24 protein-coding genes and 1 pseudogene are annotated in these 26100 nt (G+C 57.0%); 12 read left to right on the top strand and 13 right to left on the bottom strand.

What is annotated here, in order from left to right; genetic code table 11:
- The first annotated feature begins 4 nt into the window (after positions 1–4).
- Positions 5–280, top strand: a complete 276-nt coding sequence (locus tag OGW13_RS21645) for a YeaC family protein (protein ID WP_043000919.1) — start codon at positions 5–7, stop codon at positions 278–280.
- 54 nt (positions 281–334) lie between these two features.
- Here the strand turns inward: OGW13_RS21645 and yajD are convergent, their stop codons facing one another.
- From yajD to sppA, 5 genes are all read right to left on the bottom strand, one after another.
- Positions 335–679: an HNH nuclease YajD gene (gene yajD / locus OGW13_RS21640; RefSeq protein ID WP_042319478.1), complete on the bottom strand. Its 345-nt coding sequence runs from the start codon at positions 677–679 to the stop codon at positions 335–337.
- A gap of 165 nt (positions 680–844) precedes the next feature.
- On the bottom strand, positions 845–2098 hold the full coding sequence (gene chiD, locus OGW13_RS21635; RefSeq protein ID WP_248382191.1) for a chitinase ChiD: 1254 nt from the start codon (positions 2096–2098) through the stop codon (positions 845–847).
- 183 nt (positions 2099–2281) lie between these two features.
- Complete coding sequence (gene pncA / locus OGW13_RS21630) at positions 2282–2923, bottom strand: bifunctional nicotinamidase/pyrazinamidase (protein WP_156595304.1); 642 nt, start codon at positions 2921–2923, stop codon at positions 2282–2284.
- A gap of 10 nt (positions 2924–2933) precedes the next feature.
- A complete protein-coding gene (gene ansA, locus OGW13_RS21625) occupies positions 2934–3950 on the bottom strand; it encodes an asparaginase (RefSeq protein ID WP_043000916.1) in 1017 nt (338 codons plus the stop codon).
- A gap of 56 nt (positions 3951–4006) precedes the next feature.
- Positions 4007–5863, bottom strand: a complete 1857-nt coding sequence (gene sppA, locus OGW13_RS21620; RefSeq protein ID WP_287116464.1) for a signal peptide peptidase SppA — start codon at positions 5861–5863, stop codon at positions 4007–4009.
- Positions 5864–6028: 165 nt separating this feature from the next.
- Here sppA and OGW13_RS21615 point away from each other — a divergent pair, with 165 nt between their 5' ends.
- From OGW13_RS21615 to topB, 3 genes are all read left to right on the top strand, one after another.
- The gene (locus tag OGW13_RS21615) at positions 6029–6580 is read left to right on the top strand and encodes an NAD(P)H nitroreductase (protein WP_043000914.1); all 552 of its coding nucleotides are present in this window, start codon (positions 6029–6031) and stop codon (positions 6578–6580) included.
- 116 nt (positions 6581–6696) lie between these two features.
- Complete coding sequence (gene selD, locus OGW13_RS21610) at positions 6697–7740, top strand: selenide, water dikinase SelD (protein WP_043000913.1); 1044 nt, start codon at positions 6697–6699, stop codon at positions 7738–7740.
- A gap of 4 nt (positions 7741–7744) precedes the next feature.
- Positions 7745–9691 (top strand): DNA topoisomerase III, encoded by a 1947-nt coding sequence (topB, locus tag OGW13_RS21605; RefSeq protein ID WP_043000912.1) that lies wholly within the window; start codon positions 7745–7747, stop codon positions 9689–9691.
- A gap of 16 nt (positions 9692–9707) precedes the next feature.
- Here the strand turns inward: topB and gdhA are convergent, their stop codons facing one another.
- On the bottom strand, positions 9708–11051 hold the full coding sequence (gene gdhA, locus OGW13_RS21600) for an NADP-specific glutamate dehydrogenase (protein WP_043000911.1): 1344 nt from the start codon (positions 11049–11051) through the stop codon (positions 9708–9710).
- A gap of 252 nt (positions 11052–11303) precedes the next feature.
- Here gdhA and OGW13_RS21595 point away from each other — a divergent pair, with 252 nt between their 5' ends.
- Positions 11304–11564 carry a YnjH family protein gene (locus OGW13_RS21595; RefSeq protein ID WP_172961335.1) on the top strand — a complete coding sequence of 87 codons (261 nt, stop codon included), beginning with the start codon at positions 11304–11306 and terminating at the stop codon, positions 11562–11564.
- On the opposite strand, the gene OGW13_RS21590 is transcribed toward OGW13_RS21595, so the two are convergent.
- Complete coding sequence (locus tag OGW13_RS21590; protein WP_044327844.1) at positions 11524–11937, bottom strand: pyrimidine (deoxy)nucleoside triphosphate diphosphatase; 414 nt, start codon at positions 11935–11937, stop codon at positions 11524–11526. The genes OGW13_RS21595 and OGW13_RS21590 overlap by 41 nt on opposite strands.
- Positions 11938–12015: 78 nt before the next feature.
- Between OGW13_RS21590 and OGW13_RS21585 the strand changes: the two genes are divergently transcribed.
- Positions 12016–12585 (top strand): carboxymuconolactone decarboxylase family protein, encoded by a 570-nt coding sequence (locus tag OGW13_RS21585; RefSeq protein WP_287116463.1) that lies wholly within the window; start codon positions 12016–12018, stop codon positions 12583–12585.
- Positions 12578–13195, top strand: a complete 618-nt coding sequence (locus OGW13_RS21580) for a CDP-alcohol phosphatidyltransferase family protein (protein ID WP_287116462.1) — start codon at positions 12578–12580, stop codon at positions 13193–13195. Before OGW13_RS21585 ends, OGW13_RS21580 begins: the two co-directional genes overlap by 8 nt.
- A 39-nt stretch (positions 13196–13234) precedes the next feature.
- On the opposite strand, the gene OGW13_RS21575 is transcribed toward OGW13_RS21580, so the two are convergent.
- The 6 genes and pseudogenes from OGW13_RS21575 to xthA form a co-directional block, all read right to left on the bottom strand.
- Entirely contained in the window at positions 13235–14542 is a 1308-nt protein-coding gene (locus OGW13_RS21575; protein WP_287116461.1) for a rhodanese-like domain-containing protein, read from the bottom strand.
- Positions 14543–14629: 87 nt separating this feature from the next.
- Positions 14630–15262 carry an ATP-binding cassette domain-containing protein gene (locus OGW13_RS21570; protein ID WP_044265474.1) on the bottom strand — a complete coding sequence of 211 codons (633 nt, stop codon included), beginning with the start codon at positions 15260–15262 and terminating at the stop codon, positions 14630–14632.
- Positions 15262–16805, bottom strand: a pseudogene (locus OGW13_RS21565) (ABC transporter permease family protein). Before OGW13_RS21565 ends, OGW13_RS21570 begins: the two are co-directional and overlap by 1 nt.
- Positions 16778–17941 carry an ABC transporter substrate-binding protein gene (locus OGW13_RS21560; protein WP_044254841.1) on the bottom strand — a complete coding sequence of 388 codons (1164 nt, stop codon included), beginning with the start codon at positions 17939–17941 and terminating at the stop codon, positions 16778–16780. Before OGW13_RS21560 ends, OGW13_RS21565 begins: the two are co-directional and overlap by 28 nt.
- A gap of 2 nt (positions 17942–17943) precedes the next feature.
- Positions 17944–18618 (bottom strand): TVP38/TMEM64 family protein, encoded by a 675-nt coding sequence (locus OGW13_RS21555; RefSeq protein ID WP_044254837.1) that lies wholly within the window; start codon positions 18616–18618, stop codon positions 17944–17946.
- A 9-nt stretch (positions 18619–18627) separates the two neighbouring features.
- A complete protein-coding gene (gene xthA / locus OGW13_RS21550; protein ID WP_043001945.1) occupies positions 18628–19434 on the bottom strand; it encodes an exodeoxyribonuclease III in 807 nt (268 codons plus the stop codon).
- Positions 19435–19879: 445 nt separating this feature from the next.
- Between xthA and astC the strand changes: the two genes are divergently transcribed.
- From astC to astE, 5 genes are read left to right on the top strand one after another with little or no spacing between them, the layout of a single operon-like run.
- Positions 19880–21100, top strand: coding sequence for a succinylornithine/acetylornithine transaminase (gene astC / locus OGW13_RS21545; protein ID WP_287116460.1), 1221 nt, complete (start codon positions 19880–19882; stop codon positions 21098–21100).
- Entirely contained in the window at positions 21097–22131 is a 1035-nt protein-coding gene (astA, locus tag OGW13_RS21540) for an arginine N-succinyltransferase (protein WP_043000900.1), read from the top strand. The genes astC and astA overlap by 4 nt, the downstream gene beginning before the upstream one ends.
- Positions 22128–23606, top strand: a complete 1479-nt coding sequence (astD, locus tag OGW13_RS21535) for a succinylglutamate-semialdehyde dehydrogenase (RefSeq protein ID WP_287116459.1) — start codon at positions 22128–22130, stop codon at positions 23604–23606. The genes astA and astD overlap by 4 nt, the downstream gene beginning before the upstream one ends.
- Positions 23603–24946 carry an N-succinylarginine dihydrolase gene (gene astB, locus OGW13_RS21530; RefSeq protein ID WP_054176632.1) on the top strand — a complete coding sequence of 448 codons (1344 nt, stop codon included), beginning with the start codon at positions 23603–23605 and terminating at the stop codon, positions 24944–24946. Before astD ends, astB begins: the two co-directional genes overlap by 4 nt.
- Positions 24939–25907 (top strand): succinylglutamate desuccinylase, encoded by a 969-nt coding sequence (gene astE, locus OGW13_RS21525; protein WP_287116458.1) that lies wholly within the window; start codon positions 24939–24941, stop codon positions 25905–25907. Before astB ends, astE begins: the two co-directional genes overlap by 8 nt.
- Positions 25908–26100 lie beyond the last annotated feature (193 nt).

Here is a 26100-nt window from a genome sequence, read left to right as displayed (position 1 = left end):
TATCATGAATCTTGATGAGATAATTAACAGCATGACGCCGGAAGTGTATCAGCGTTTATCCACCGCCGTTGAACTGGGAAAATGGCCGGACGGCGTCGCGCTGACCCCGGAGCAAAAAGATAATAGTCTGCAACTGGTGATGCTCTGGCAGGCGCGCCACAATACGGATGCGCAACATATGACGATCGACACCAATGGGCAGATGGTGATGAAGAGCAAACAGCAGCTGAAAGTGGATTTCGGCATCACGCCAGAACCAATTGCGACGTTCAAATCCTGATAGCGCACCGTGGAAGCCCGGCATTCTGTCGCTCTGCTGGGCTAACGCGGCGGATTATTTTTTATTCAGCATGGCTTTCAGGTCTGCGAAAGGGTTGTACGTGGCTTCGCCGACGCTCTTTTGCGCATCCTCGCCCGCTACAACCGTGGAACCATACTGGTCGGCTTCCGTATATTTGGAATGCTCATGATCGTGGCAGTACAGGCACAACATTTCCCAGTTGCTGCCATCTTCCGGGTTATTGGAATGATCGTGATCGATATGGTGCACCGTCAGTTCGCGAAGGTTTGAGTAAACAAACTCGCGGGAGCAGCGGCCGCAGACCCACGGGAAAAGTTTCAGCGCCTTTTCCCGGTAACCTACTTCCAGACGGGCGTAATTTTTAGGGATAAAAGCCATACAATCCCATGCCTCCTGTTGAAAATGAAACGATGCGTCAAACGCTGACGCAACGGGTTGGGGCCATCATAACCGATCCCGTTTCGTGTGACACACCTCATCCCACCGCTTACGAAAAAAATGCCCCATGCGGACATGCAGGGCATTTTTAATCATGAACGGGGCTTAGTGCGCAATGCTTAAGGATTCCGCCAGTTGTTTTGCAAGCTGGTTATGGTCGTCCGCGCCGTATTCCCAGAACATCGCGCCCGCCAGTCCGCGCTTCTTGATGTAATCTGCTTTGATTGCCACCGAGCGGGGATTCTCATACGAGAGGGCAAACAGCCGCTTACCGTCAGCAGACTGAACGGACAGCCATGGCACTTTTGCCTGATCGTCCCAGTGCTCGGTAAATCGTTTCTGCGGATCGTTAAGAAACATTTTGGCGATGTCGTGGTATTTCACGTAGGTGTCCTTGGTCAAATCGACACCCAGTGATTTAAACAACGCGATTTCCTGCTCACCAAAGTAGGGTTGCGTGACGGGATTTTTTTGCGCGTCCGGTTTTGTCCAGTCAATTCCGGGCTCGACAGAACGTTTGGGAACACGGCCATAAAAACCGATCCCCAGATTCATCTGCCGGGGCTTCAGTCCGGCGGCGAGGTAGTTGTTGACCACAAAGTCGACGCTGTATTTATCGGCCGCCGCGACGGTTGGCCAGTCTTTAGAATCATACAGGTTGGCGTTGAAATACTGCGTTCCGTAAGCCATGTCATAGGTCATCAGATTGATGTAGTCGAGCAGCGGTGCAATCGCTTTTACGTCCACCCAGCTTTTTGGACTTTCCGCATTCGCCCCGACGGCAATGGTCACCAGTTTCTGATTGCCGACTGCCTGACGCAGTTCTTTCAGCAGCAGCGTGAAGTTCTCGCGGTCGGCTGGCTGACTGGCGACCAGTCCCCAGGCGCCGTTAACCGGATATTCCCAGTCCAGATCGATACCGTCGAGGCCGTATTTCTGCATGATCTCCAGCGCAGACTGAATAAACACCGCACGCGTTTTCGGTGTTGCGGCAGCGCCTGAGAATCCGCGTGCGCCCCAGCCGCCAACAGAAAGCAGGACTTTCAACTGTGGGTTCTGTTTACGCAGTATCGGGATCAGGGCAAGGTCAGACTCCACTTTTGGCGATAGCCAGATCTGATGCAATTTCGTCGTATCTTTCAGCGCGGCGTTGGTTTCGTCTTTCTCAGCGTTGTAAATCAGGCCGAATGAGTAGTTCAGGTGGGTAATCTGGCGGACATCCAGGGTGTTGATATCGCCACCGGGTCCGGCGGTGACATCTCCGCCGCCATTGAAGTAGCCGACGGACATCATAGAACTGCCAGACGCGACAGATGCGCAAAGCAAGGGTAATGCTGCCAACAAAGGCAAACGTTTCATGGCTAATCCTCTTTGACATTAAAAAATGAAAAGCAAACACGCCACGGAAATGGCGTGGCGAAAAAACAGCCATCAAAGCGTAGCACCTGCGCAGCGTCACTGCTGGTTTCGGTTTATTTTATGTGACGGAAGGGAAAAGATTTTTCGCCGGATGACAAGGCAGGTCGTCATCCGGCGAGAGGTTTAGCGCTGAGTTTCTTCCCAGTCAGCGAGGGTATACAACGTAGCGCCTGCTGCTGCCATCTCCATAAAGGCATGGGCACTGTCCTGTGGCTGAATGTTCACGCCGCGACAGCCATCGGTAATGACATTCACCGTATAGCCCAGTTGCAGCGCATCCAGCACCGTAAACCTGACACAATAGTCGGTGGCCAGCCCCATGACGATCAGTTCATTCACGTCATGCTGGCGAAGCCACGCGTCGAGTCCGGTTGTCTGCCGACGTCCGTTATCAAAAAAAGCGCTGTAGCTGTCGACCAGCGGATTCTCGCCCTTATGAAAAACGGCCTCTATTGCCTTGCGGTTCAGCAACGGATGAAACGCCGCGCCGTCCGTATTCTGCACGCAGTGATCGGGCCAGAAGGTTTGCGGCAAGCCGTCGAGTTGACCCTGGCTGTAAGGTTCTGCCCGATGCTGACTGGCGAAGCTCCCGTGGTTCGCAGGGTGCCAGTCCTGGCTTGCGAGGACCGCATCACCGCGGGTCTGGCACCCTGCAATCAGCTGGTTTGCGATATCAACGGTGCTGTCGCCCTCCGGGACCGCCAGCGCGCCGCCGGCGCAGAAATCGTTTTGTAAATCGACCAGTAACAGCGCACGGTGTGTCATTCGATCCTCCTTAGTCGTCCGGCGTGAGTTCGCCACGCAGGTTTTGCGTCATCGCCTCGCGAATCGCATCCGTATCCAGCCCTTTGCTGAGCAGATAATGCAGTTTGGTCAGGGTTGCTTCTACGGTCATATCAGCACCGCCAACGACGCCAGCATGCGCCAGAGCATTGCCAGTGGCATAACCGCCCATGTTCACTTTCCCCGACATGCACTGCGTGAGGTTCACAACCACGATGCCGCGTTCGCTGGCTTCGCTAAGTTCTTTCAGAAACTCTTTATTCTGCGGCGCATTGCCGACGCCGTAGGAACGCAGAATCAGCGCTTTTACCGGCTGGCGCAGGAAGTTGCGCACCACATCGGCGGAGATCCCCGGATAAATGGTGACGACCCCAATGGGTTGTGGCGTGATCGGGTGAACAATCAGCTCGCCTTCACTACGGGGAGCCAGCGGCGTCCCCAGACGGCGGATGTGGATACCCGCTTCCAGCAGCGGCTGGAGGTTAGGGGAGGCGAAAGCGTCAAAACCGTCGGCATGCGCTTTTGTCGTGCGGTTGCCGCGAAACAGACGGTTGTTAAAAAACAGCGTGACTTCGTTGATCGGATAATTTGCCGCGACGTAAAGCGCGTTGAGAAGATTGATTTGTCCGTCAGAACGCAGCTCGGCCAGCGGGATTTGTGACCCTGTCACAATCACCGGTTTACCTAAATTCTCCAGCATGAACGAGAGCGCAGAGGCGGTAAACGCCATGGTGTCGGTACCATGTAGGATCACAAAACCATCGTACTCATCGTAATGGGTTTTGATGTCATCGGCGATATGCTGCCAGTCTTCCGGCGTCATATCTGACGAATCCATCAGCGGGGCATATTCATGAATGGTGAAGTCGGGCATTTCAGGACGATGGAATTCAGGCATCAGCGCCAGCTGGCGCTGAAGGTGTCCGGAGACCGGAATGTAACCCTGTTCGGAGCGCTGCATACCAATGGTCCCGCCGGTATAGGCAACGTAAATCGATTTCTTCTGCATGGCTAGTATCTTGTCGCTCAGAGAAAAGCCCTCTTCGCAGGAAGAGGGCGTGAGGATTAACGCACGTTCGCGCAGGTCAGACAGAACGCATAACGGTTTTGCGGATCGTTGAACGCGGCGAGCTTATCGCCTTCCGCTTTGACCGCACTGGCCGCTGAGGCCAGCGGCGCAGGGAGCATCGCCTGAATCGCCTGCGGCAGCATGGCGCGGACAGAACCTGACATACCGTCCATGATCATATCAAAGAAGGTTGGCTCATCCTGATAATAGTCGATATGCCACTCTTTGAGTTTCGCCAGTTCAGCCGCTTTAGCCACCGCATCATCGAAGTCACCCAGGCTGTCGACCAGGCCGTTCGCTTTGGCGTCCTGACCCGTCCAGACGTGGCCCTGCGCGATTTTATCAATCTGCTCAGGTGTGGATTTACGTGCCTGCGCCACCAGGGTGATAAAGCGCTTATAGCCATTCTCAATGCTCAACTGCATCATCTGCTGCGCTTCAGGCGGCAGGGCTTTAGTCAGCGAAATATCGGCCAGCGGTGACGTGGCAACGCCGTCGGTGTGTACGCCGATTGAGTCAAGGCTGTTCTCAACGGTATTAATCACGCCGAAGATACCAATCGAACCGGTCAGCGTGCTCGGGTTAGCCACAATGTAACTGGCAGGCGTAGAGATCCAGTAGCCGCCAGAGGCGGCCATTCCGCCCATCGATACGACCACCGGTTTACCGGCAGCACGTGCAGCGGCCAGTTCCGAACGAATCACTTCCGACGCCGTCACGCTACCGCCAGGGCTGTTGACGCGCAGAACGATGGCTTTCACTTTCGGATCCAGGCGCGCATCGCGAATCTGCGAGGCGGTGGTATCTCCGCCGACATTCCCCGGTGTTTCTTCACCATCCATGATGGCTCCGTTGGCAAAGACCACGCCGATGGCGCTGCCCGTATCCGCAGGCGGATTAAGCGTGTAATCGTAGTAGCTGATCGCGCGATAGTTATTCTCTGCCTTACTCCAGCCAAACTCTTTCGTCAGTGCTTTTTCCACTTCGGCACTTGAAAGCAGGGCGTCGACCAGTTTGCTGTCGAGCGCATACTTCGCCGTATCGCCATCGGCTTTCGTCAGCGCATCAAGCACGCCCTGAGCGCCAGGGAAGACCTGCTCTGCCGGGATTTGACGGTTGGCGGCAATGGTATTCAGGTAGTTCTGCCACAGTTCGCCAATCCAGCGGCTGTCTGCTTCCCGCGCCGCAGGCGACATGTCGTCACGAATAAACGGCTCGACGGCAGATTTATATGTGCCCACGCGGAACACATGCGTTGACACTTTCAGCTTATCCAGCAGGGACTTGTAATACAGTCCGTTAGTGGCAAAACCGTGGATATCAACGGAACCCTGCGGCGAAAGCCAGATTTTATTGGCGAAGCTGGCAAGGTAATACTGACCCTGACTAAAATTATCGCCAACGGCATAGACTGGCTTACCGCTGTCGCGGAATTCACGCAGCGCTTTACCGATATACTGCATTGACGGCTGATCGGCACCGGCGAAGTTCTTCAGGTCCATCACAATACCGGTGATATTGCGATCGTCTTTGGCCTGACGAATGGTATTGACGATATCGAACAGGGAGTTTTCCTGTAAGCGGTCGGAACTGGCACCGAGCAGTTGACGGCTAAGAGCGCCAAGACGACTGGTACTGGACTGCTTATCGACGATCACCCCGGAAATATCTAACATCAGGGCACCGCGACCGACTTTATCGCTGGTGTTATTGCTGCTGACCTGCATCCAGATCCCGACACCCACCAGGACAAGGAAGATAAAGAACAGGTTAAGCACCATTTCGCGGACAAAATTAAGCAGTCGCCACGTCCATTTAAAAAAACCGGCAATGAATCGCCACAGGGTTCGCATGTATTCTCCCTACCGTTACCAATACTACACCTGAGTCAGGTGTATGAGATGTGGCTATCCTAATGACCCTGCCGTCTCTTGTCAGCAGGAATCACTGTCGGCGCTGTAACAAAATCTGCTCTCGTGTTAATTTTGTGAATATTCACCCTGACAGGAGTTAACCAAATGGATGCACTTGAATTACTTGTTAACCGCCGTAGCGCTTCTCGCCTGGCCGAGCCTGCACCTGCCGGTGAGCAACTGCAAAATATTCTCCGTGCGGGCATGCGCGCGCCGGATCATAAGACCCTGCAACCGTGGCACTTCTTCGTTATCGAAGGCGAGGGGCGCGAACGCTTCAGCGCGGTGCTGGAAAAGGGGGCGATTGCCGCCGGAAGTGATGAAAAAGGGATCGAAAAAGCGCGTAGCGCACCGTTTCGCGCGCCTCTTATCATCACCGTGGTCGCAAAATGTGATGAAAATCATAAGGTCCCGGTCTGGGAGCAGGAAATGTCTGCAGGCTGCGCGGTGATGGCGATGCAAATGGCGGCTATCGCACAGGGCTTCGGCGGGATCTGGCGTAGCGGAGCCTTAACCGACAGTCCGGTGGTGCGCGACGCGTTTGACTGTCGCCCACAGGATAAAATTGTCGGATTTCTTTATCTCGGCACACCGCAACTGAAAGCCTCCACCACCATTAGCGTGCCGGATACCGCACCTTTCGTGACGAAATTTTAGTTAATCAGGCAAAACTGTCTGGATTCTGAGCAAAGACGCCGGAATTCGGACACTCTCTCTTATCACGTCATGGAATGAGCGCTACCATAGCCCGATTGCAATGACAGGAGATGTCCATGAGCGAGCATGCTATTCGTTTAACACAGTACAGCCACGGAGCGGGTTGCGGTTGTAAAATTTCCCCGAAAGTGCTGGAAACCATCCTGCACAGCGAGCAGGCGAAGTTTGTCGACCCGAACCTGCTTGTGGGAAATGAAACCCGTGACGACGCGGCGGTGTACGATCTGGGCAATGGTACCAGCGTCATCAGTACCACCGACTTCTTTATGCCGATTGTCGATAATCCGTTTGATTTTGGCCGCATTGCGGCGACCAACGCCATCAGCGATATTTTCGCGATGGGCGGCAAACCGATTATGGCGATCGCGATCCTGGGCTGGCCTATCAGCAAGCTGTCGCCGGAAATCGCCCGCGAGGTGACTGAAGGCGGACGCTTTGCCTGTCGTCAGGCAGGCATTGCGCTGGCGGGCGGCCACTCGATTGACGCGCCGGAGCCGATCTTCGGTCTGGCCGTCACCGGCATTGTTCCCACTGAGCGGGTGAAGAAAAACAGCACCGCCGAGGCCGGTTGCAAACTGTTCCTGACCAAACCGCTAGGCATTGGCGTGTTGACTACTGCAGAGAAAAAGTCGCTGCTAAAACCTGAACATCAGGGGCTGGCGACGGAAGTCATGTGTCGCATGAACATTGCCGGAGCGTCATTTGCCAACATTGACGGCGTGAAAGCGATGACCGATGTCACCGGCTTTGGTCTGCTGGGCCACCTCAGCGAGATGTGCCAGGGTGCAGGCGTCCAGGCGCAGATCCGCTATCAGGACATCCCTAAACTGCCGGGCGTCGAAGAGTACATCCGCCTGGGGGCTGTGCCGGGTGGCACCGAGCGTAACTTTGCCAGCTACGGCCACCTGATGGGGGAAATGCCGCAGGCGGTGCGCTCCCTGCTGTGCGATCCGCAAACCTCCGGCGGTCTGCTGCTGGCGGTAACGCCAGAGGCCGAAGAAGAAGTGAAAGCCACCGCCGCCGAGTTTGGCATTGACCTGACGGCGATTGGTGAGCTGGTTGAAGCCCGTGGCGGTCGCGCCATGGTTGAGATCCGTTAACCCAATGCGGTTGTTTATTGCCGAAAAGCCGAGTCTGGCGCGCGCCATTGCTGATGTGTTGCCTAAACCGCACCGTAAGGGCGATGGCTTTATTGAATGCGGTAACGGCCAGGTGGTGACCTGGTGTATTGGTCACCTGCTGGAACAGGCGCAGCCTGATGTCTATGACAGTCGTTATGCGCGCTGGAACCTTGCCGATCTGCCGATCGTGCCGGAAAAGTGGCAATTGCAGCCGCGTCCTTCCGTGACCAAACAGCTCAACGTGATTAAGCGTTTTCTGCATGAGGCCAGTGAGGTTATCCATGCGGGAGACCCGGATCGCGAGGGGCAACTGCTGGTGGACGAGGTGCTGGATTACCTGCAACTGGCGCCGGAAAAGCGTCAGCAGGTGCAGCGCTGTCTGATTAACGATCTCAACCCACAGGCCGTTGAACGTGCGATTGAACGTCTGCGCTCAAACAGCGAATTTGTGCCGTTATGCGTGTCGGCGCTGGCCCGTGCCCGCGCGGACTGGCTGTACGGCATCAACATGACCCGTGCGTATACCATTCTCGGGCGTAACGCCGGTTATCAGGGGGTGCTCTCCGTCGGGCGCGTACAAACGCCGGTACTCGGGCTGGTTGTCCGACGCGATGAAGAGATCGAAAACTTCGTTGCCAAAGATTTTTTTGAAGTGAAAGCACATATCGTGACCCCTGCGGAGGAACGCTTCACCGCGATCTGGCAGCCGAGCGAAGCGTGCGAACCGTATCAGGACGAAGAGGGACGATTGTTACACCGTCCGCTGGCGGAGCATGTGGTCAACCGCATCAACGGCCAACCGGCGATAGTCACCAGCTATAACGATAAACGGGAATCAGAATCTGCGCCGTTGCCGTTCTCGCTGTCAGCTTTACAGATTGAAGCGGCGAAACGCTTTGGCCTGAGCGCGCAGAACGTGCTCGACATCTGCCAGAAGCTGTATGAAACCCACAAGCTGATTACCTATCCGCGTTCTGACTGTCGCTATCTGCCGGAAGAGCACTTCGCTGGACGGCATGCGGTAATGAACGCCATCGGCGTGCATGCGCCGGATCTGCTGCCGCAACCGGCGGTAAATCCCGATACCCGTAATCGCTGCTGGGATGATAAAAAGGTTGATGCTCACCACGCCATTATTCCTACTGCGCGCAGCAACAGTATTACTCTGACGGACAATGAAGCGAAGGTGTATAACCTGGTAGCCCGTCAATACCTGATGCAATTTTGCCCGGATGCGGTATTCCGTAAATGCGTGATTGAACTGGATATCGCGAAGGGTAAATTCGTCGCTAAGGCCCGATTCCTTGCCGAAGCGGGCTGGCGAACGCTGCTGGGCAGTAAAGAGCGGGATGAAGAGAACGACGGCACGCCGCTGCCGGTGGTGGCGAAAGACGATGAACTGCTGTGTGAAAAGGGCGAAGTGGTTGAACGTCAGACCCAGCCGCCACGCCATTTTACCGATGCCACGCTGCTGTCGGCGATGACCGGGATTGCGCGCTTCGTGCAGGATAAAGATCTGAAAAAGATCCTCCGTGCAACGGACGGGCTGGGCACCGAGGCCACCCGCGCCGGGATCATCGAACTGCTGTTTAAGCGCGGTTTTCTGGTCAAAAAAGGGCGCTATATCCACTCAACCGATGCCGGGAAAGCGCTGTTCCACTCGCTGCCGGAGATGGCGACCCGTCCGGACATGACTGCCCACTGGGAGTCAATTCTGACGCAAATCAGCGAAAAGCAGTGCCGCTATCAGGATTTCATGCAGCCGCTGGTGGGCACGCTGTATCAATTGATCGATCAGGCGCGCAGTACGCCGGTGCGTCGCTTCCGTGGCATTGTTGCGCCTGGTGGTGATGGTGGAGAGAAGAAGAAGAGCGCGCCTCGTAAACGTGCGGCGAAAAAAAGCCCGCCATCAGCAGAGGCGGGCCTGTAATTCGGTTTGGGGGGACTTAAATCACACCCTGACCAAACATGGCGTCGGCAATCTTCACGAAGGCAGAGATGTTCGCCCCACGGACATAGTTGGTCTGTTTGCTTTCACCGCCGTACTCGACGCAGGCATGGTGAATATCCAGCATGATGTGGTGCAGACGGGCATCCACTTTCTCCGCCTTCCAGCTCAGACGCGCCGCGTTCTGTGCCATTTCCAGGCCGGAGGTGGCAACGCCACCGGCGTTCGCCGCTTTGCCCGGTGCAAACAGCACGCCGGCTTCGAGGAACAGATCGGTCGCTTCGATGGTGGTTGGCATGTTTGCCCCTTCCGCCACCGCTTTCACGCCGTTAGCAATCAGCACGCGAGCCGCTTCGACGTCGAGCTCGTTCTGCGTGGCACACGGCAGTGCGATATCGACCGGCACTGACCACGGCTGTTTGCCTTCCAGATAGGTCAGGCCAAACTCACGGGCGTAGTCCGCCACGCGGCCGTCACGGCTGGCTTTAATTTCGCACAGACGCGCCAGTTTCTCTTTCGTAAAGCCGCTTTCATCCACGACGGTGCCGCTGGAGTCGGAGGCCGTCACCACGCGAGCGCCAAATTCCATCGCTTTTTCAATGGCGAACTGCGCCACGTTACCGGAACCGGAAACCGCTACGCGCATCCCTTCAAAGCCCAGACCATGACGCTTGAGCATCGCTTCGGTGAAGTAGACCAGACCGTAACCGGTTGCTTCCGGACGGATCAGACTGCCGCCGAAGGAGAGCCCTTTGCCGGTAAACACGCAGGCGCTGTTGTTGGAGAGCTTACGCATCATCCCGGCCATAAAGCCCACTTCACGGCCACCCACGCCGATATCACCGGCAGGAACGTCAGTATCCGGACCCAAATGACGGTACAGTTCCGTCATCAGCGCCTGACAGAAACGCATCACTTCGCCTTCACTTTTGCCTTTCGGATCAAAATCGCTACCGCCTTTACCACCGCCCATCGGCAGGGTGGTCAGTGCGTTTTTAAAGGTTTGCTCAAAGCCGAGAAACTTCAGGATCGACAGGTTAACGGAAGGGTGGAAGCGCATCCCGCCTTTGTACGGGCCAATCGCCGAGTTGAACTGCACGCGCCAGGCGCGGTTAACCTGGACCTGATTACGATCGTCCAGCCACACGACACGGAACTGAATCACACGCTCTGGCTCAACCAACCGTTCCAGCAACGACATTTCACGATAGCGCGGGTTTTGCTCAATGAATGGCCACAGGGTGGTCATAACTTCACGGACGGCTTGCGCGAACTCGGTTTGATTCGGGTCGCGCTTTTGTACATGGTTGAGGAATGATTCCAGAGAGCATGTCTGATCCATAGATATAAAAACCTCTTATATTTAAATGTGGTTGTAATTGTGTTTTTTGTGGATATGTGTTTGCAGTTTTTGACTATACCATCAGGAATGTGACGGATAGCAAGAAAAAAATGCCGGTGCCAGACAAATTAATAACCAGACGGCTGTCATAACGAAAAACGATGACAGAAGAGAGTAAAGTTTCCCGCGCGGGTTACCGTTATACTAAGAACAGACCCGAAATAGTAAGGAAACCCTATGCGTTTTATCGCGATGGCGGCAGCGTTGATGACACTCTCTTTATCCAGCCTGGCGAACCAAAACCTTCGCCCGGATGTGCAGGTGAACGTGCCGCCGGAGGTCTTCAGTTCCGGTGGACAGCGCGCGCAGCCCTGTAATCAGTGCTGCATTTATCAGGATCAGAATTATTCAGAAGGGGCGGTAATTAAAGCCGATGGCGTGCTGTTGCAGTGCCAGCGCGACGAGAAAACGCTCAGTACGAATCCGCTGGTCTGGCGTCGCGTAAAACCATAAAGGCGTTAAGTAGCGGAATATCAGCGGGGGCGAGCGAATAGTCCAGCGCGACGTGCGGCTCGCACCACACCAGTTGCTGGTGCTCATGCGCCATCATTTCTCCGCTGAACGCCGGGACATGCCAGGCATGCAGATGAATCAACCGCCCGGAGACTTCACGCTGGTGGCTGGCAATATAGCGCCCCACCGTGGCCTCAATGCCTAACTCTTCGCGCAGTTCGCGGACCAGCGCCTGCGGCTGCGTTTCGCCCGCTTCCACTTTGCCACCGGCAAATTCCCATAAACCTGCCTGATCCGCCTGCGGCGGGCGCTGGGCGAGCAAAATTTTGCCATCACGTTCAATAATCGCGGCAACAACGTCGAGGGTTTTCATCATATTCGTCAATGTTCAACAGCAGAAAGTGACATACTATCGTCATCTTTGATTGACCTGAAGTCCCAGGAGTCTGCCTTGAACGATCCGCAACCGTGGGTAACGCCGTTGACCCGTCTCCCCGCCAGTCTCAATCCTCTCGTGATGACGCAAAGAAAACATTACGGAGAGGTATTACATCCGACGCGCTGGTGGGGGCGGATGCCGTTTTTGTTCTGGCTGGTGGCGCTGTTTGTCGGGTTTCTTGAGCGTAAACGTGCGCGTCTGACGCCGGTGATGCGGGCATTATTGATGACGCGCGTGTCGCAGGTCTGCCACTGCGCATTCTGCGTGGATGCCAACAGCCTGCGACTGGCAGAGCGTAGCGGCGCGATGGACAAAATGCTGGCCGTGGCGGACTGGCAGGCATCGTCGCTTTTTACACCAGAAGAGCGCGTTGCGCTGGCTTATGCTGACGCGGTGACCGCCACGCCACCGCGGGTAGATGATGCCCTGAAAGCACAAATGAAGCAGCATTTCAGCGATGACGTTATTAGCGAGATGACCGCGCTGTTGGCTTTTCAGAACCTCTCGGCGCGTTTCAATGCCGCGCTGGATATTCCTTCGCAGGGACTGTGCGACAGTCTCAAAGGAGCGCCGCGTGCTTGACCGGCATCTGCATCCACGGCTTAAACCGCTGCTTCACCGTTGCGCAGGCGTGCTCGACAGGCCGGGGGTTTCCCCGGACGGTCTGACGCTGGTTGGGTTTGGCCTCGGCGTACTGGCGTTGCCGTTTCTGGCGCTGGGCTGGTATCTGGCGGCGCTGGTGGCGATTGTCCTGAATCGTCTGCTGGACGGGCTTGACGGCGCGCTGGCGCGACGCCGAGGGCTTACCGATGCGGGCGGTTTTCTTGATATCTCTCTCGATTTTCTGTTTTACGCGCTGGTGCCGTTCGGCTTCATTCTGGCCGACCCACAGCAGAATGCGCTGGCGGGGGGCTGGCTGTTGTTTGCGTTTATCGGCACCGGCAGCAGTTTTCTCGCCTTTGCCGCGCTGGCCGCGAAGCACAATATCGACAACCCCGGCTATGCGCATAAATCGTTTTATTATCTGGGGGGATTGACCGAGGGAACGGAAACGATCCTGGTGTTTGTACTGGCGTGTCTTTTCCCGGAGAAGTTTGCCGTGCTGGCGTGGATCTTCGGCACACTGTGCTGGATGACGACGTTGACCCGCGTCTGGAATGGTTATCTGACGCTGAAGGGGTTACAACAGTGAACGCCGGATGGCGCGCAAGCGCCGCCATCCGGCAATCCATTACAGACTGCTGTCCGGGCCGCGCTCACCTGCGGAGACCGGGTTTTTCGGGTCTTTGCTCCATTCGTACCATCCGCCGTCATAAACCGAGACGTTTTTCCAGCCCATCGCCCGGGCGTACATAAACGTCTCTGACGCGCGCCAGCCGGTGCCACAGTAAAAGGCGACCTGCTGATCCGGCAGAATGTGCCACTGCTTCCACATGCTGGCGATGTCATCTGCGCTGCGCATGGTGCCGTCCGGGTTATGGAAATCTTCCATATGCGTCGAGTCGCTACCGGCATGTCCCCAGCGCGCCCCGGCAATTTCACCTTTTGGCTTGATATAGCTGTAGCCGCTGGTGGTGCCGATAAATTCTGGCCAGGAGCGAATACTGACCAGCGACGCATCCTGACGGTGCAACAGTCCGCGCGCCTGTTCCATATTAAGCATCAGCTGGGGTTGCGCCGGAATGGTCACGCCAAAATCGGGCTCCGGTTTAACTTTCGCAGGCGTGCCGCGCTCGACCGGCAGCCCGGCGTCGGACCAGGTCTGCCAGCCGCCATCGAGCAGACGCACGTCTTTCACTCCGGCATACAGCATGATCTGCGCCACCCGCGCGGCCGCGTAAACATCGCGTCCGTACAGGATCACCGTCGTGTCATGACGGATACCATGTTTCGCCAGCATCGCTTTCAGACTGTCATCAGGCACTTTGTTCCACAGCGGTTCACTTTCCACCTCGTTGGTGTCGATGTAATCCGCGCCTGGAATATGGCTGAGCAGATAAAACTTCGGCGCACCCCAGGCGGCTTCTATCACTTTCCAGTCGCCGGCCGGTTTCGCGGTGACCGCTTTACCCTGTTGCAGGTCATGCAGCCACTGCGGATAAACCAGTTGCTCGAAATGCGGCAGTCGTTGCAGACGCGCCGGATCCTGCAACGCGTCGCTCAGCGTGGCAACCTGTTGCAGTCCAGCCTTTTTCAGCCGGTTTTTCACCGCCTGCACGTCGCTGTCGTTGCCGTACAGCGCGACAGGGGCGTCGGCCTTCAGTTGATGCTGTTGGATCCAGGTCACGAGCTGTTCGTCGCTCATGGTATCAAGCCAGCGGGCAGAGAGGTTGAGGGCGGAAGGTTCGTGTCCGGACGGACCGTTTAGTGACTGTGGCCAGCCATTATAAAACGCGGAGGGACGGGTATCGATAGCCGTACCCTGTTTTTGCGCCAGTTGTTGGAAGTTAAGTACCTGCGCCATATCAGCAGCCCAGGTGGAAGCGCAAGCGAGCCCTAAAGCCAGAGCCAGCGCGGTCATTTGAGAAACACGTTTCATCGAATTGCCCGACGTTGAGATAAGGAGGCGCCATTCTGTGCTCGCGGTAGCGGAAAAACTTTGCGTTAACGCAGTATGTAAGCAGTTTCACAAGGCGGAAGATAACGGCAAAACGTGACCGCCCGGCGGAATATCCTGCGCGTCATGGGTGACCTGAACAACGGGAATGTCCAGCCGACGCACTTCATCAAAGACCCACTGACGAAAGTCTGCCCGACGATCAGCATCAAGACGGCTGAACGGCTCATCCAGCAGCAACGCTTTAGGCTGCGCCAGCAGGGCGCGAAGCAGCGCAACCCGTGCGCGCTGACCACCGGATAGCGTGGCGGGATCGCGAGAAGACAATCCCGCCATGCCCGCACGGTCAAGCGCGTGCTGAACCGCATCCTGCCGCGCTGTGCCTTTCAGACTGGCAGGAAGCGCTAATAGCAGGTTTTGTCCCACCGTAAAGTGATCAAACAGCAAAGCATCCTGAAATAAAATACCGATCTGCCGACGGGCGGTGGGGAGCGCATCCAGACGCTGCTCACCCAGCCACAGTTCACCGCGGACATGCAGCGGTGGCGTCAGCGCACCCACCATCCAGGCCAGCAGCGAAGACTTGCCGCAGCCGGAGGGACCCATTAATGTGACAATGTCACCTTTTGCCACTTCGAAGGTTAACGGGCCAAACAGCGGGGTCTGGTGGAGAAACAGGGAAAGATGGCGAACGGTGAGCATTAGCGCAATCCTTGTCGGCGGTGGCCGACCCATAACGAGAGTCCGGCCATTAGCGTAAACACGACCAGCGGTAACAGCAATTGCCAGAGCGCCTGCGCGGCCAGAATACCAGTACTGCCGCCGCTGCTGAGGGCCACCGCTTCCGTCGTCAGCGTCGGGAAACGGCCTGCGCCCAGCCACAGGGTCGGCATATACTGCGCGATGCTGACGGAGAAACCGACGGCCAGCGTCACGAGTACAGGACGCAAAATCTGCGGACATTTTACGCAGCAAAAGATTTTCATCGGTGACCAGCCCAGCGTCCGGGCAATCAGCAGCAGACGAGGGTCGATGCGTTGCCAGGCCGGTTTCAGGACAAACAACATCCACGGCACCACCCACAGCAGATGTCCCCAGATGAGCGAGGCAAACTGACCGTCCAGTTCAAGATGCAACGCCAGCGCGTATTGGCCCATCACCAGCGGCAGCGCCGGAAGAAGGATTGGCAGCCAGACCCAACGATGTCCGCGCTGCGGTCCCCATTCCAGCCATAGCAGCAAAATGACCAGTCCCAGCGCGCTGGCGGTCACTCCGATTGTTACGCTGTGGGTTAACGCGTCGAGATTGAGCGTAGATTGCTGCGCCAGAAAGGCCAGTAATACCGTGCAGAGCACTCCCGTCGCGGGCAGCGACAATGACAGCGTTTTCCCCGTTAGGGGCGAAACGCGGTGTTGACGTACGCCACTGACGTCAGGAAGCGTGCGTCGCCAGCTACGCCAGAGCTGATAACCCGCGAGTGCAAAGAGGGCGAGCAGCGCCAGCAAGAGCAGGCTAGCCAGCGCGCCTTTGATCTGCTGTTCGCTGTCTCCCTGACTAAGCCATTGCCAGGAGAGGACCGCCAGCGTCGGCGGATTGCCGGGGCCGAGGATGATGGCAACATCCACCGCCGAAATCGTCCACGCTACCACGGCCAGCATTACGGCTCCCAGTGCGGGGGCGATAGTGGGTAAGATCAACCAGCAGAGCGTCTGCCGGCGGTTGTAGCCCAGCGAATCCAGGACGATGACCTGCTGAGCGAGGCGTTTCTCACTCAGTAAAATGGATAAAATCCACAGCACGAAAGCGCTCTCTTTCACGGCCAGCGTCACGCCCAGCCCGATGCCGTAGCGATCAATCGCAGGCGAGAGAAACGGCAGGGCGTGCCAGAGCAGTCCGCCTTCAGCGAAAAGCAGTAGCGCGGCGCTGGCAAACGCGACATGGGGAATCGCCAGCAACCACGGCAGGCGGGTACTCAACCGTCGCCAGCGTAAGCCGGGCCAGAGCGCCACCACGATTGTTAACGCAATAAACAGCGCGCCAGCGGCGGCGATGAATACCGACACCACGGTCGCCAGCAACGCCTGCGGTAACTGCGGATCGGTAAAAAGAGCCTGCCAGTTTGCCAGTTTGCCAGTGACAGCGCGGGCGCGATCAGCAACATACCGGCAGGCAGTATCGGCGCATAAATCGCCGCCATGCCCAGCCAGGCGAGAAACATTAGCGCGATCCGTAGCGGCGCAGCCATTCTTGCTCCAGTGCGTTAACCCAGGCCGCATGAGGTTCAGGCAGCACGGCGGGCAGCCCGTCCGGAATGCGCGCTTCCAGCGCGGCCTGTTGTGCGGCGGGCAGTTTTTTCGCATCCAGCACCGACGGATCGCCCCAGACTGTTGGATCGGCCTTACGCAGCTGTGCGTCAGGAGAGAGCAGGAAGTTGGCGACCAGTTTCGCTCCGGCGCTGGCGCGGGCGTTAACCGGAATGGCGACAAAGTGCACGTTGCCAATCATCCCCGCGGTAAAACCAAAGCTGTAGCTGTGTTTTGGCAATTCACCGCGGGTGATCTTTTGCTGAGCGTGCGCCGGGTTAAAGGTCAACGACAGGCGCAATGTCCCGCTCTTAAGTAACGCGTCCATCCGCGCCGGAGATGGCGGGAAATCTTTCCCTTCTCGCCACAGACTCGGATGCAGCGCGTCGAGATAGCGCCACAGCGGCGCGGTTACATCGGCAAAGGTGGCGGCGTCTGGCGCGACGGTGAGCGCGTGCGGATTGTCAGTCAGCGAGATTAATAACTGTTCCAGAAACGCCGTGCCGGTAAAGTCCGGCGGTCGCGGGTAACTGACGGTGCCTGGATGTGCCCGGGCAAATGCCAACAGCGCCTGCGGACTTTGAGGCGGCTGCGGCGTCACGTCGCGATCTGCAATAAACGTCAACTGCGCGCCCCCCCACGGAGACTCAGCCCCGTCAGTGGGAATTGAAAAATCTTCACGTACCGGTTTTTGCGTATCAACATAGCGCCAGTTGGGCAGCGTTTCCGCCCACTGGGTTTGCAGCAATCCAGCCTCTTTCAACGTGCGAAAATTTTCGCCGTTAACCCACAACAGGTCGACAGAACCACCGGTCTTTCGCCCGGCGGCGGCTTCCGTCTGGATGCGCTTCACGGCATCAGCGGCATCGGCGAGACGCACGATTTTAAGATTGACCGCATAGTGGGTTTTCATCTCGCCACTGACCCAGTCAAGATACTGGTTAACGGCGCTGTCACCGCCCCAGGCGTTGAACCAGACGGTCTGGCCTCTGGCCTCATTCTGGATCTGCTGCCAGCGTTGTTCGGCGTGTCCCGGAGCGGCCAGCAACAGACTCGCGAGTAGTAATCCCCAGCGCATAATTACTCCTGAAAAAAATGTGTGACCAGCCAACGGGAGGCCAGTGGTAATAGCCCTAACAGAGCAAAAGCGGTCAGCATAGCGGGAGAAATAATGTCACGTATTGATGTTAACTGGCTTAACTGGCGTCCGGCATTCAGATAAACCACGGTGGCAGGCAGCATCCCCAACTGGCTGACCCACCAGTAGCGGCGCACGCCAACGGTGGTGAGACCTGCAAGCAGGTTGACGACAACAAATGGAAACAAGGGTATCAGGCGTAGCGCAAAAAGATAAAAGACGCCGTCCCGCGCCATCCCGTGATTCACCGTGGCCATATGCCGGGAAAACCGCCGCGCTACCCAGTCACGCAGCAGGTAACGACTGGTGAGCATGGCGAGCGTGGCGCCCAGCGTTGAGGCAAAAGAGACCAGCAACGTGCCTTGCCAGAGGCCAAACAGCGCGCCGCCAAGCAGCGTCAGCAGCGCCGCGCCAGGAATCGACAGCGCCGCGACGACGGTATAGAGCAGAAAATAGAGGCTTGCACTGAGAAAAGGGGACAGGCGTTGCCAGTCCGCCAACAGTGAATGTTCGCGCTTAAGCGTCTCCAGCGTGAGCAGGCCGGGGGGCAACACCCAAAGCACCCCGGCAAGACAGAGGATCAGTGCGCCCGCAAGCCCTATTTTTCTGGCGTTCACGGTTGAGCATCAGACCTTAAATTTCGCCCATACCGGCGCATGATCAGACGGTTTTTCCATGCTGCGAATTTCATAGTCGATACCGGTTTCCAGACAACGGTCCGCCAGCGGCTGGCTTGCCAGCAGCAAATCGATACGCAGACCGCGGTTATCATCAAACCCTTTCGAACGGTAATCAAACCACGAGAATTTGTCGGTGGTTTCCGGGTGTGCGTGGCGGAAGGTGTCAACCAGGCCCCAGTTCAGCAGGCGGTCCATCCATTCACGCTCTTCCGGCAGGAACGAACATTTGCCGGTGCGCAGCCAGCGCTTGCGGTTCTCTTCGCCAATGCCGATATCCCGATCGGACGGACTAATATTCATATCCCCCATGATCAGCACCGGATTGTCGCGCTTCAGTTGGTTGTCGAGATAGTTTTGTAAGTTCTGATAAAACTGCGCTTTGGCCGGGAATTTAATCGGATGGTCGCGGCTTTCACCCTGCGGGAAGTAGCCGTTGATTACCGTCAGGTTGCCCAGCGGAGAGGGGATTTCCGCCATGATGATGCGGCGCTGCGCCTCTTCGCCATCATCGGGAAAACCCCGGCGCACGGCGATGGGGGTCTCTTTGGTCAGCAGCGCCACGCCATAGTGACCTTTTTGCCCGTGGTAGAAAACGTTGTAGCCGAGTTTTGCGACATCTTCGAGCGGGAACATGTCGTCGTGAACTTTTGTCTCCTGCAGGCCAATGACATCGGGTTGGTGTTTTTCGACAATGGCTGTCAGTTGATGTGGTCTGGCGCGCAGGCCGTTGATATTAAAAGAGACAAATTTCATAGTCGCTGCCATTTTACAGGATGAATAGTGCATGGATGGTAGCAGAATTTCCGCAAACTGACTGCCCATAATGGTGAGATTCCGGCAATGGGTGTGAATGGTGTTAACAATGGGGCAATGCTTGCCCTGTTTTAGGGCGGATTGCGTCAAAATGGCGCAGTAATTTCCTGTAAATTTCGTAGATGATCACATTTCCAGAATTATATCTGGACTGTGCATAATATTGCGGTTTTTCCTCTATTTATTCTTCTTTCACGCAAACATATTCACTTTTTATGCACATATAGTGAATATCGCTGGGCTATAACTCGTTGATTTTCCGTTCCACACAACCGTTTATGCATTTTTTCCACTGGCTGGCACGAAGACTGCAATCTACATTTACAGCGCAAACACTACTTTTTATTAACATATAAATAACTATTTATTTACCGATGAGGTCGCTATGTCTCAGTCAATTACGCGTGAAAATTTTGATGAATGGATGATGCCCGTTTATGCACCGGCGCCTTTTATTCCGGTCCGTGGCGAAGGTTCACGCTTGTGGGATCAGCAGGGTAAAGAGTATATCGACTTCGCGGGAGGCATTGCGGTCAATGCCCTGGGACACGCGCATCCGGAACTGCGTGAAGCGCTGAATGTGCAGGCGAGCAAATTCTGGCACACCGGCAACGGCTACACCAACGAGCCAGCGTTACGACTGGCGAAAAAGCTAATCGACGCCACCTTTGCCGATCGCATCTTCTTTTGCAACTCCGGGGCTGAGGCCAACGAGGCGGCGCTGAAACTGGCGCGCAAATATGCGCACGACCACTACGGCAGCAATAAGAGCGGCATTGTCGCGTTCAAGAACGCCTTCCACGGTCGTACGCTGTTCACGGTCAGCGCCGGTGGACAACCGGCCTATTCGCAGGATTTCGCGCCGCTGCCGCCGGATATCCGCCACGCCGTCTACAACGACATTAACTCTGCCAGCACGCTGATTGACGATACCACCTGTGCGGTCATCGTCGAACCGGTGCAGGGGGAAGGGGGCGTTGTACCTGCAACCCAGGCCTTCCTGCAAGGGCTTCGCGAGCTGTGCGATCGACATAATGCGTTGCTGATTTTTGATGAAGTACAGACTGGCGTGGGGCGCACCGGCGAACTGTACGCTTACATGCACTATGGCGTGACGCCGGATCTGTTGACTACCGCCAAAGCGCTGGGCGGCGGGTTCCCGATTGGCGCGCTGTTGGCCAGTGAAAAATGTGCCAGCGTGATGACCGTCGGGACACACGGCACAACCTATGGCGGTAATCCGCTGGCGACTGCCGTTGCCGGGAAATTACTCGATATCATCAATACGCCTGCGATGCTGAACGGGGTGAAACAGCGCCATGACTGGTTTGTGGAGCGTCTGAACGCCATTAACCTGCACACCGGACTGTTCAGTGAAATCCGCGGTCTGGGACTGCTGATTGGCTGTGTGCTGAAGGATATGTTCGCCGGAAAAGCCAAACAGATTTCCCAGGAAGCGGCGAAAGCGGGCGTAATGGTGCTGATAGCCGGGGGCAACGTGGTGCGTTTTGCACCGGCATTGAACGTCACGCAGGAAGAGGTCGCCAGCGGTCTCGACCGTTTTGCGCTGGCCTGCGAACAGATTAAAGCCGGAGGTTCATCATGATGGTGATCCGTCCCATTGAGCATGCTGATATTAGCGCGCTGATGCAACTGGCCAGTAAAACCGGTGGTGGGCTGACCTCATTACCCGCGAATGAAGCCACGTTGGCGGCGCGTATTGATCGTTCCCTGAAAACCTGGCGGGGCGAATTGCCGAAAAGTGAACAAGGCTATGTCTTTGTGCTGGAGGATCTGGAAACCGGCACTGTGGCGGGGATTTGCGCGATTGAAGTCGCCGTGGGGCTTAACGACCCCTGGTATAACTATCGCGTAGGGACGCTGGTGCATGCTTCAAAAGAGCTGAACGTTTATAACGCGCTGCCGACGCTGTTTCTCAGTAACGATCACACCGGCAGCAGTGAGCTGTGCACGCTGTTCCTCGATCCCGACTGGCGCAAAGAGGGCAACGGCTATTTGCTGTCGAAATCGCGCTTCATGTTTATGGCCGCGTTTCGCGACCGTTTTAATGAAAAAGTGGTCGCGGAAATGCGCGGCGTGATCGACGAGCACGGCTATTCCCCGTTCTGGCAAAGCCTGGGGAAACGCTTTTTCTCGATGGAGTTTACGCGAGCTGATTTTCTCTGCGGTACCGGGCAGAAAGCGTTTATCGCCGAACTGATGCCCAAGCATCCGATTTATACCCACTTCCTCTCTGACGAGGCGCAGGCAGTCATTGGCGAAGTGCACCCGCAAACCGCTCCGGCGCGCGCGGTGCTGGAGAAAGAAGGGTTTCGCTATCGTAACTACATCGACATTTTCGACGGCGGCCCGACGCTGGAGTGTGATATCGACCGGGTGCGGGCGATCCGCAAAAGTCGGCTGATAGAGGTCGTCGAAGGGCAGCCCGCAACCGGTGATTTCCCGGCCTGCCTGGTGGCGAATGAAAACTACCATCACTTCCGCGTCATGTTGGTGCGCGCCGATCCTCATACAGAGAGGCTGGTGCTGACCGCCGCGCAGCTGGATGCCCTGAAATGTCACGCAGGCGATCGGGTTCGTTTTGTCCGTCTCTGCGCAGAGGAGAAAACGGTATGACTTTATGGATTAACGGTGACTGGGTGACCGGTCAGGGTGAACGTCGGGTGAAGAAGGATCCTGTGCAGGGCAACGTGCTCTGGGAAGGTCACGATGCCGATGCCGCGCAGGTGATGCAGGCGGCTCGTGCTGCCCGCACCGCGTTTCCGGCCTGGGCCAGACGCCCCTTCAGCGAGCGGCAGGCGATTGCGGAAAAATTCGCCGGGCTGCTGGAGAGCAATAAAGCGGATCTGACCGCCATTATCGCCCGTGAAACCGGCAAGCCACGCTGGGAAGCGGCGACGGAAGTGACGGCGATGATCAACAAAATCGCGATTTCCATCAAGGCCTATCACGCCCGCACCGGCGAGCATCAGAGTGAGTTGCTCGACGGCGCGGCGACGCTTCGTCACCGCCCGCATGGCGTGCTGGCGGTATTTGGCCCTTATAACTTTCCGGGACATCTGCCGAACGGACACATTGTGCCGGCACTGCTGGCGGGTAACACCATCCTCTTTAAGCCCAGCGAACTGACGCCGTGGACCGGAGAAGCGGTGATGCGGCTCTGGGAACAGGCCGGTCTACCGAATGGCGTGCTGAATCTGTTGCAGGGCGGTCGGGAAACAGGACAGGCGCTGAGCGCGCTGGATGCTCTCGACGGACTGCTGTTTACCGGCAGTGCGAATACGGGCTATCAACTGCATCGCCAGCTTGCCGGACAACCGGAAAAAATCCTTGCTCTCGAAATGGGCGGCAACAACCCGCTGATTATTGAGGATCCAGAGGATATCGATGCGGCGGTGCACCTGACTATTCAGTCCGCGTTTGTGACGGCGGGACAGCGCTGTACCTGCGCACGTCGCCTGCTGGTAAAAAAAGGCGCGCAGGGTGACGCATTTCTCGCCCGGCTGGTGGCCGTCAGCCAGCGTATCCAGCCAGGTCGCTGGGACGATGAGCCACAGCCGTTTATCGGCGGTCTGATCACCGAACAGGCGGCGCGTCATGTGTTTGATGCCTGGCAACAGCTTGAATCTCTCGGCGGACAGACGCTGCTGGCGCCGCGTTTGTTACAGGCCAGTACCTCACTGCTGTCACCTGGCATTATTGAGCTGACGGGCGTGGCAAATCTGCCCGATGAAGAGGTCTTCGGTCCGCTGCTTGGCGTCTGGCGCTATGAGCGTTTCGACGAGGCGATCGCGATGGCCAATAACACCCGCTTTGGTTTGTCCTGTGGACTGGTTTCGCCCGATCGTGCGCAGTTCGACCAGTTACTGTTGGAAGCACGCGCGGGGATCGTCAACTGGAACAAGCCGCTCACCGGCGCTGCCAGTACCGCGCCGTTTGGTGGCGTAGGCGCTTCCGGAAACCATCGCGCCAGCGCGTGGTATGCCGCCGATTATTGCGCCTGGCCGATGGCCAGTCTGGAATCCCCGGCGCTAACGTTGCCAGCCACGCTGAGCCCCGGCCTCGATTTTTCGCGTGAGGAGCCCGTATGAAAGCACGTGAGGTCAATTTCGATGGGCTGGTAGGGCTGACGCATCATTATGCCGGGCTGTCGTTCGGCAACGAGGCGTCCACCCGGCATCGTCATCAGGTTTCAAATCCCCGTCTGGCGGCGAAACAGGGACTGCTTAAAATGAAGGCGCTGGCGGATGCGGGATATCCGCAGGCGGTGATCCCGCCGCACGAGCGACCTTTTATTCCTGCATTACGCCAGTTGGGATTTAGCGGTAGCGATGAGCAGGTGATTGAGAAAGTGGCGCGTCAGGCGCCGCACTGGCTCTCCAGCGTCAGCTCCGCATCGCCGATGTGGGTAGCCAACGCGGCGACGGTGGCGCCGTCGGCGGATACGCTGGATGGCAAAGTGCACCTGACGGTCGCGAACCTCAATAATAAATTCCACCGTTCACTCGAGGCGCCCACCACGGAGGCGTTGCTGCGGGCGATCTTCCGCGATGAACGTTATTTCGCCGTGCATTCCGCGCTGCCGCAGGTGGCGATGCTCGGCGATGAAGGGGCGGCTAACCATAATCGCCTCGGCGGGGAGTATGGCGAGCCGGGAACGCAGCTGTTTGTCTACGGGCGTGAAGAGGGCAGCAATACGCGACCTTCACGCTATCCGGCGCGTCAAACCCGTGAAGCCAGCGAGGCGGTAGCTCGCCTGAATCAGGTGAATCCACAGCAGTGTATTTTTGCTCAGCAGCATCCGGAGGTCATCGACCTTGGTGTGTTTCATAACGATGTAATTGCGGTCGCGAACCGGGAGGTGCTGTTCTGTCATGAACAGTCCTTTGCGAGACAAAATGAGGTTATGAATCAACTGCGCGCCCGGGTGCCCGGCTTTACCCCTGTTGTGGTGCCAGCAGCTGACGTGTCGGTGCCGGATGCGGTCGCGACGTATCTGTTTAACAGTCAATTGTTGAGCCGCGATGACGGTTCGATGATGCTGGTCCTGCCACAGGAGTGCCGCGAACACGCGGGCGTATGGCGCTATCTGACGAACCTGCTGGAAGCCGATAACCCGATCCGCGACATGCGGGTGTTTGACCTGCGTGAGAGCATGTCAAACGGCGGTGGGCCAGCCTGCCTGCGGCTGCGAGTGGTGTTGACCGCAGAAGAATACCAGGCGGTCAATCCGGCGGTAATAATGAATGACGTTCTGTTTACGACGCTCAACGACTGGGTGGATCGCTACTATCGCGACCGCCTGACCGCCGCGGATCTCGCCGACCCGCAACTGCTGCGTGAAGGGCGCGAAGCGCTGGATTCACTGACTCAACTGTTGCAGCTTGGTTCTGTCTATCCGTTCCAGCAATCGGGAGGCGGGCATGGATGATTTCCTCGCCGCCACGCTGGCGGGAACGATGCCGGAGGTTCGGGAAGGCGAAGGCGCGGGATTTCGCTGGCATTGGGTTGACGCCGGTATTCTCGAACTCATCCCCGTCACGGTGACCGACCGTGCGCTGGTGATCTCCGCCGGTATTCATGGCAACGAAACCGCGCCGGTGGAGATGCTCAATACGTTGCTGTTGGCGTTGTCTAAGGGGGAGATAACGCTACGCTGGCGGCTGTTGGTGATCCTCGGCAACCCACAGGCGCTGGCTGCCGGGAAGCGCTACTGCCACAGCGATATGAACCGGATGTTTGGCGGGCGCTGGCAACAGTGTGCCGAAAGCGGTGAGACGCAGCGCGCACGTCAACTGGAACAGTGTCTGGAAAATTTTTATGCGACGGGCACGGAGTCGGTGCGCTGGCATCTCGATTTACATACCGCCATCCGTGGTTCTTACCATTTGCGCTTCGGCGTGTTGCCACAGCGTCCCATCCCCTGGGATGAGACGTTTCTTGGCTGGCTGGGTGCCGCAGGACTGGAAGCGCTGGTGTTTCATCAAACGCCGGGAGGCACGTTTACCCACTTTAGTGCTCAACACTTCGGTGCGCTCGCCTGTACCCTGGAGCTTGGCAAAGCCTTGCCATTCGGTCACAACGATCTCCGCCAGTTTGCGCCGACGTCTGCCGCGCTGACCTGTTTACTGTCGGGGCAAATTGACCAGGCAGACGGCACTCCGCCAGTCCGCTATCGGGTGGCGTCGCAGATCACCCGACGCAGCGACGCATTTGTACTGCACATGGACAGCCAGACGCTCAACTTCACTCCCTTTACCGCCGGAACGCTGCTGGCGGAAGAGGGTGACGAGTGTTTTGTCGTCACTCATGACGTGGAATACGTTCTTTTTCCCAACCCTGGCGTGGCGCCGGGATTACGTGCGGGCCTGATGCTGGAGAAATTGCGCTAACCTGTTTCCCGCAGGCGAGGGCCTGTGGGTTTTAATTTATCGTGCGCCAGGAAATTAATCCGGACTATTCCTGGAGAGCTGCTTTATTTATCATCAGCGCTCAGGTATAGTTCTTCATATTCCCTGCAAAATCATGCTGTTGTCATTTTTTCTTTCAACTCTTCGCAATAATTTCTTTTTTTCTCCACAATTG

This window comes from Citrobacter sp. Ca225 (assembly GCF_030337175.1).
Lineage (GTDB): Bacteria > Pseudomonadota > Gammaproteobacteria > Enterobacterales > Enterobacteriaceae > Citrobacter_A > Citrobacter_A amalonaticus.
The sequence above is the reverse complement of the archived record's forward strand: the minus strand, read 5'-3'. Positions and strand labels throughout refer to the sequence as shown.

Coding starts and splice junctions, on each gene's coding strand:
- OGW13_RS21560 (WP_044254841.1), bottom strand. CDS start 17,941: ATGCGCTGGGGATTACTACTCGCGAGTCTGTTGCTGGCCGCTCCGGGA.
- topB (WP_043000912.1), top strand. CDS start 7,745: ATGCGGTTGTTTATTGCCGAAAAGCCGAGTCTGGCGCGCGCCATTGCT.
- OGW13_RS21575 (WP_287116461.1), bottom strand. CDS start 14,542: ATGAAACGTGTTTCTCAAATGACCGCGCTGGCTCTGGCTTTAGGGCTC.
- ansA (WP_043000916.1), bottom strand. CDS start 3,950: ATGCAGAAGAAATCGATTTACGTTGCCTATACCGGCGGGACCATTGGT.
- gdhA (WP_043000911.1), bottom strand. CDS start 11,051: ATGGATCAGACATGCTCTCTGGAATCATTCCTCAACCATGTACAAAAG.
- astA (WP_043000900.1), top strand. CDS start 21,097: ATGATGGTGATCCGTCCCATTGAGCATGCTGATATTAGCGCGCTGATG.
- OGW13_RS21645 (WP_043000919.1), top strand. CDS start 5: ATGAATCTTGATGAGATAATTAACAGCATGACGCCGGAAGTGTATCAG.
- OGW13_RS21615 (WP_043000914.1), top strand. CDS start 6,029: ATGGATGCACTTGAATTACTTGTTAACCGCCGTAGCGCTTCTCGCCTG.
- xthA (WP_043001945.1), bottom strand. CDS start 19,434: ATGAAATTTGTCTCTTTTAATATCAACGGCCTGCGCGCCAGACCACAT.
- sppA (WP_287116464.1), bottom strand. CDS start 5,863: ATGCGAACCCTGTGGCGATTCATTGCCGGTTTTTTTAAATGGACGTGG.
- OGW13_RS21570 (WP_044265474.1), bottom strand. CDS start 15,262: ATGCTCACCGTTCGCCATCTTTCCCTGTTTCTCCACCAGACCCCGCTG.
- astB (WP_054176632.1), top strand. CDS start 23,603: ATGAAAGCACGTGAGGTCAATTTCGATGGGCTGGTAGGGCTGACGCAT.
- selD (WP_043000913.1), top strand. CDS start 6,697: ATGAGCGAGCATGCTATTCGTTTAACACAGTACAGCCACGGAGCGGGT.
- astD (WP_287116459.1), top strand. CDS start 22,128: ATGACTTTATGGATTAACGGTGACTGGGTGACCGGTCAGGGTGAACGT.
- yajD (WP_042319478.1), bottom strand. CDS start 679: ATGGCTTTTATCCCTAAAAATTACGCCCGTCTGGAAGTAGGTTACCGG.
- OGW13_RS21595 (WP_172961335.1), top strand. CDS start 11,304: ATGGCGGCAGCGTTGATGACACTCTCTTTATCCAGCCTGGCGAACCAA.
- chiD (WP_248382191.1), bottom strand. CDS start 2,098: ATGAAACGTTTGCCTTTGTTGGCAGCATTACCCTTGCTTTGCGCATCT.
- astE (WP_287116458.1), top strand. CDS start 24,939: ATGGATGATTTCCTCGCCGCCACGCTGGCGGGAACGATGCCGGAGGTT.
- astC (WP_287116460.1), top strand. CDS start 19,880: ATGTCTCAGTCAATTACGCGTGAAAATTTTGATGAATGGATGATGCCC.
- pncA (WP_156595304.1), bottom strand. CDS start 2,923: ATGACACACCGTGCGCTGTTACTGGTCGATTTACAAAACGATTTCTGC.
- OGW13_RS21590 (WP_044327844.1), bottom strand. CDS start 11,937: ATGAAAACCCTCGACGTTGTTGCCGCGATTATTGAACGTGATGGCAAA.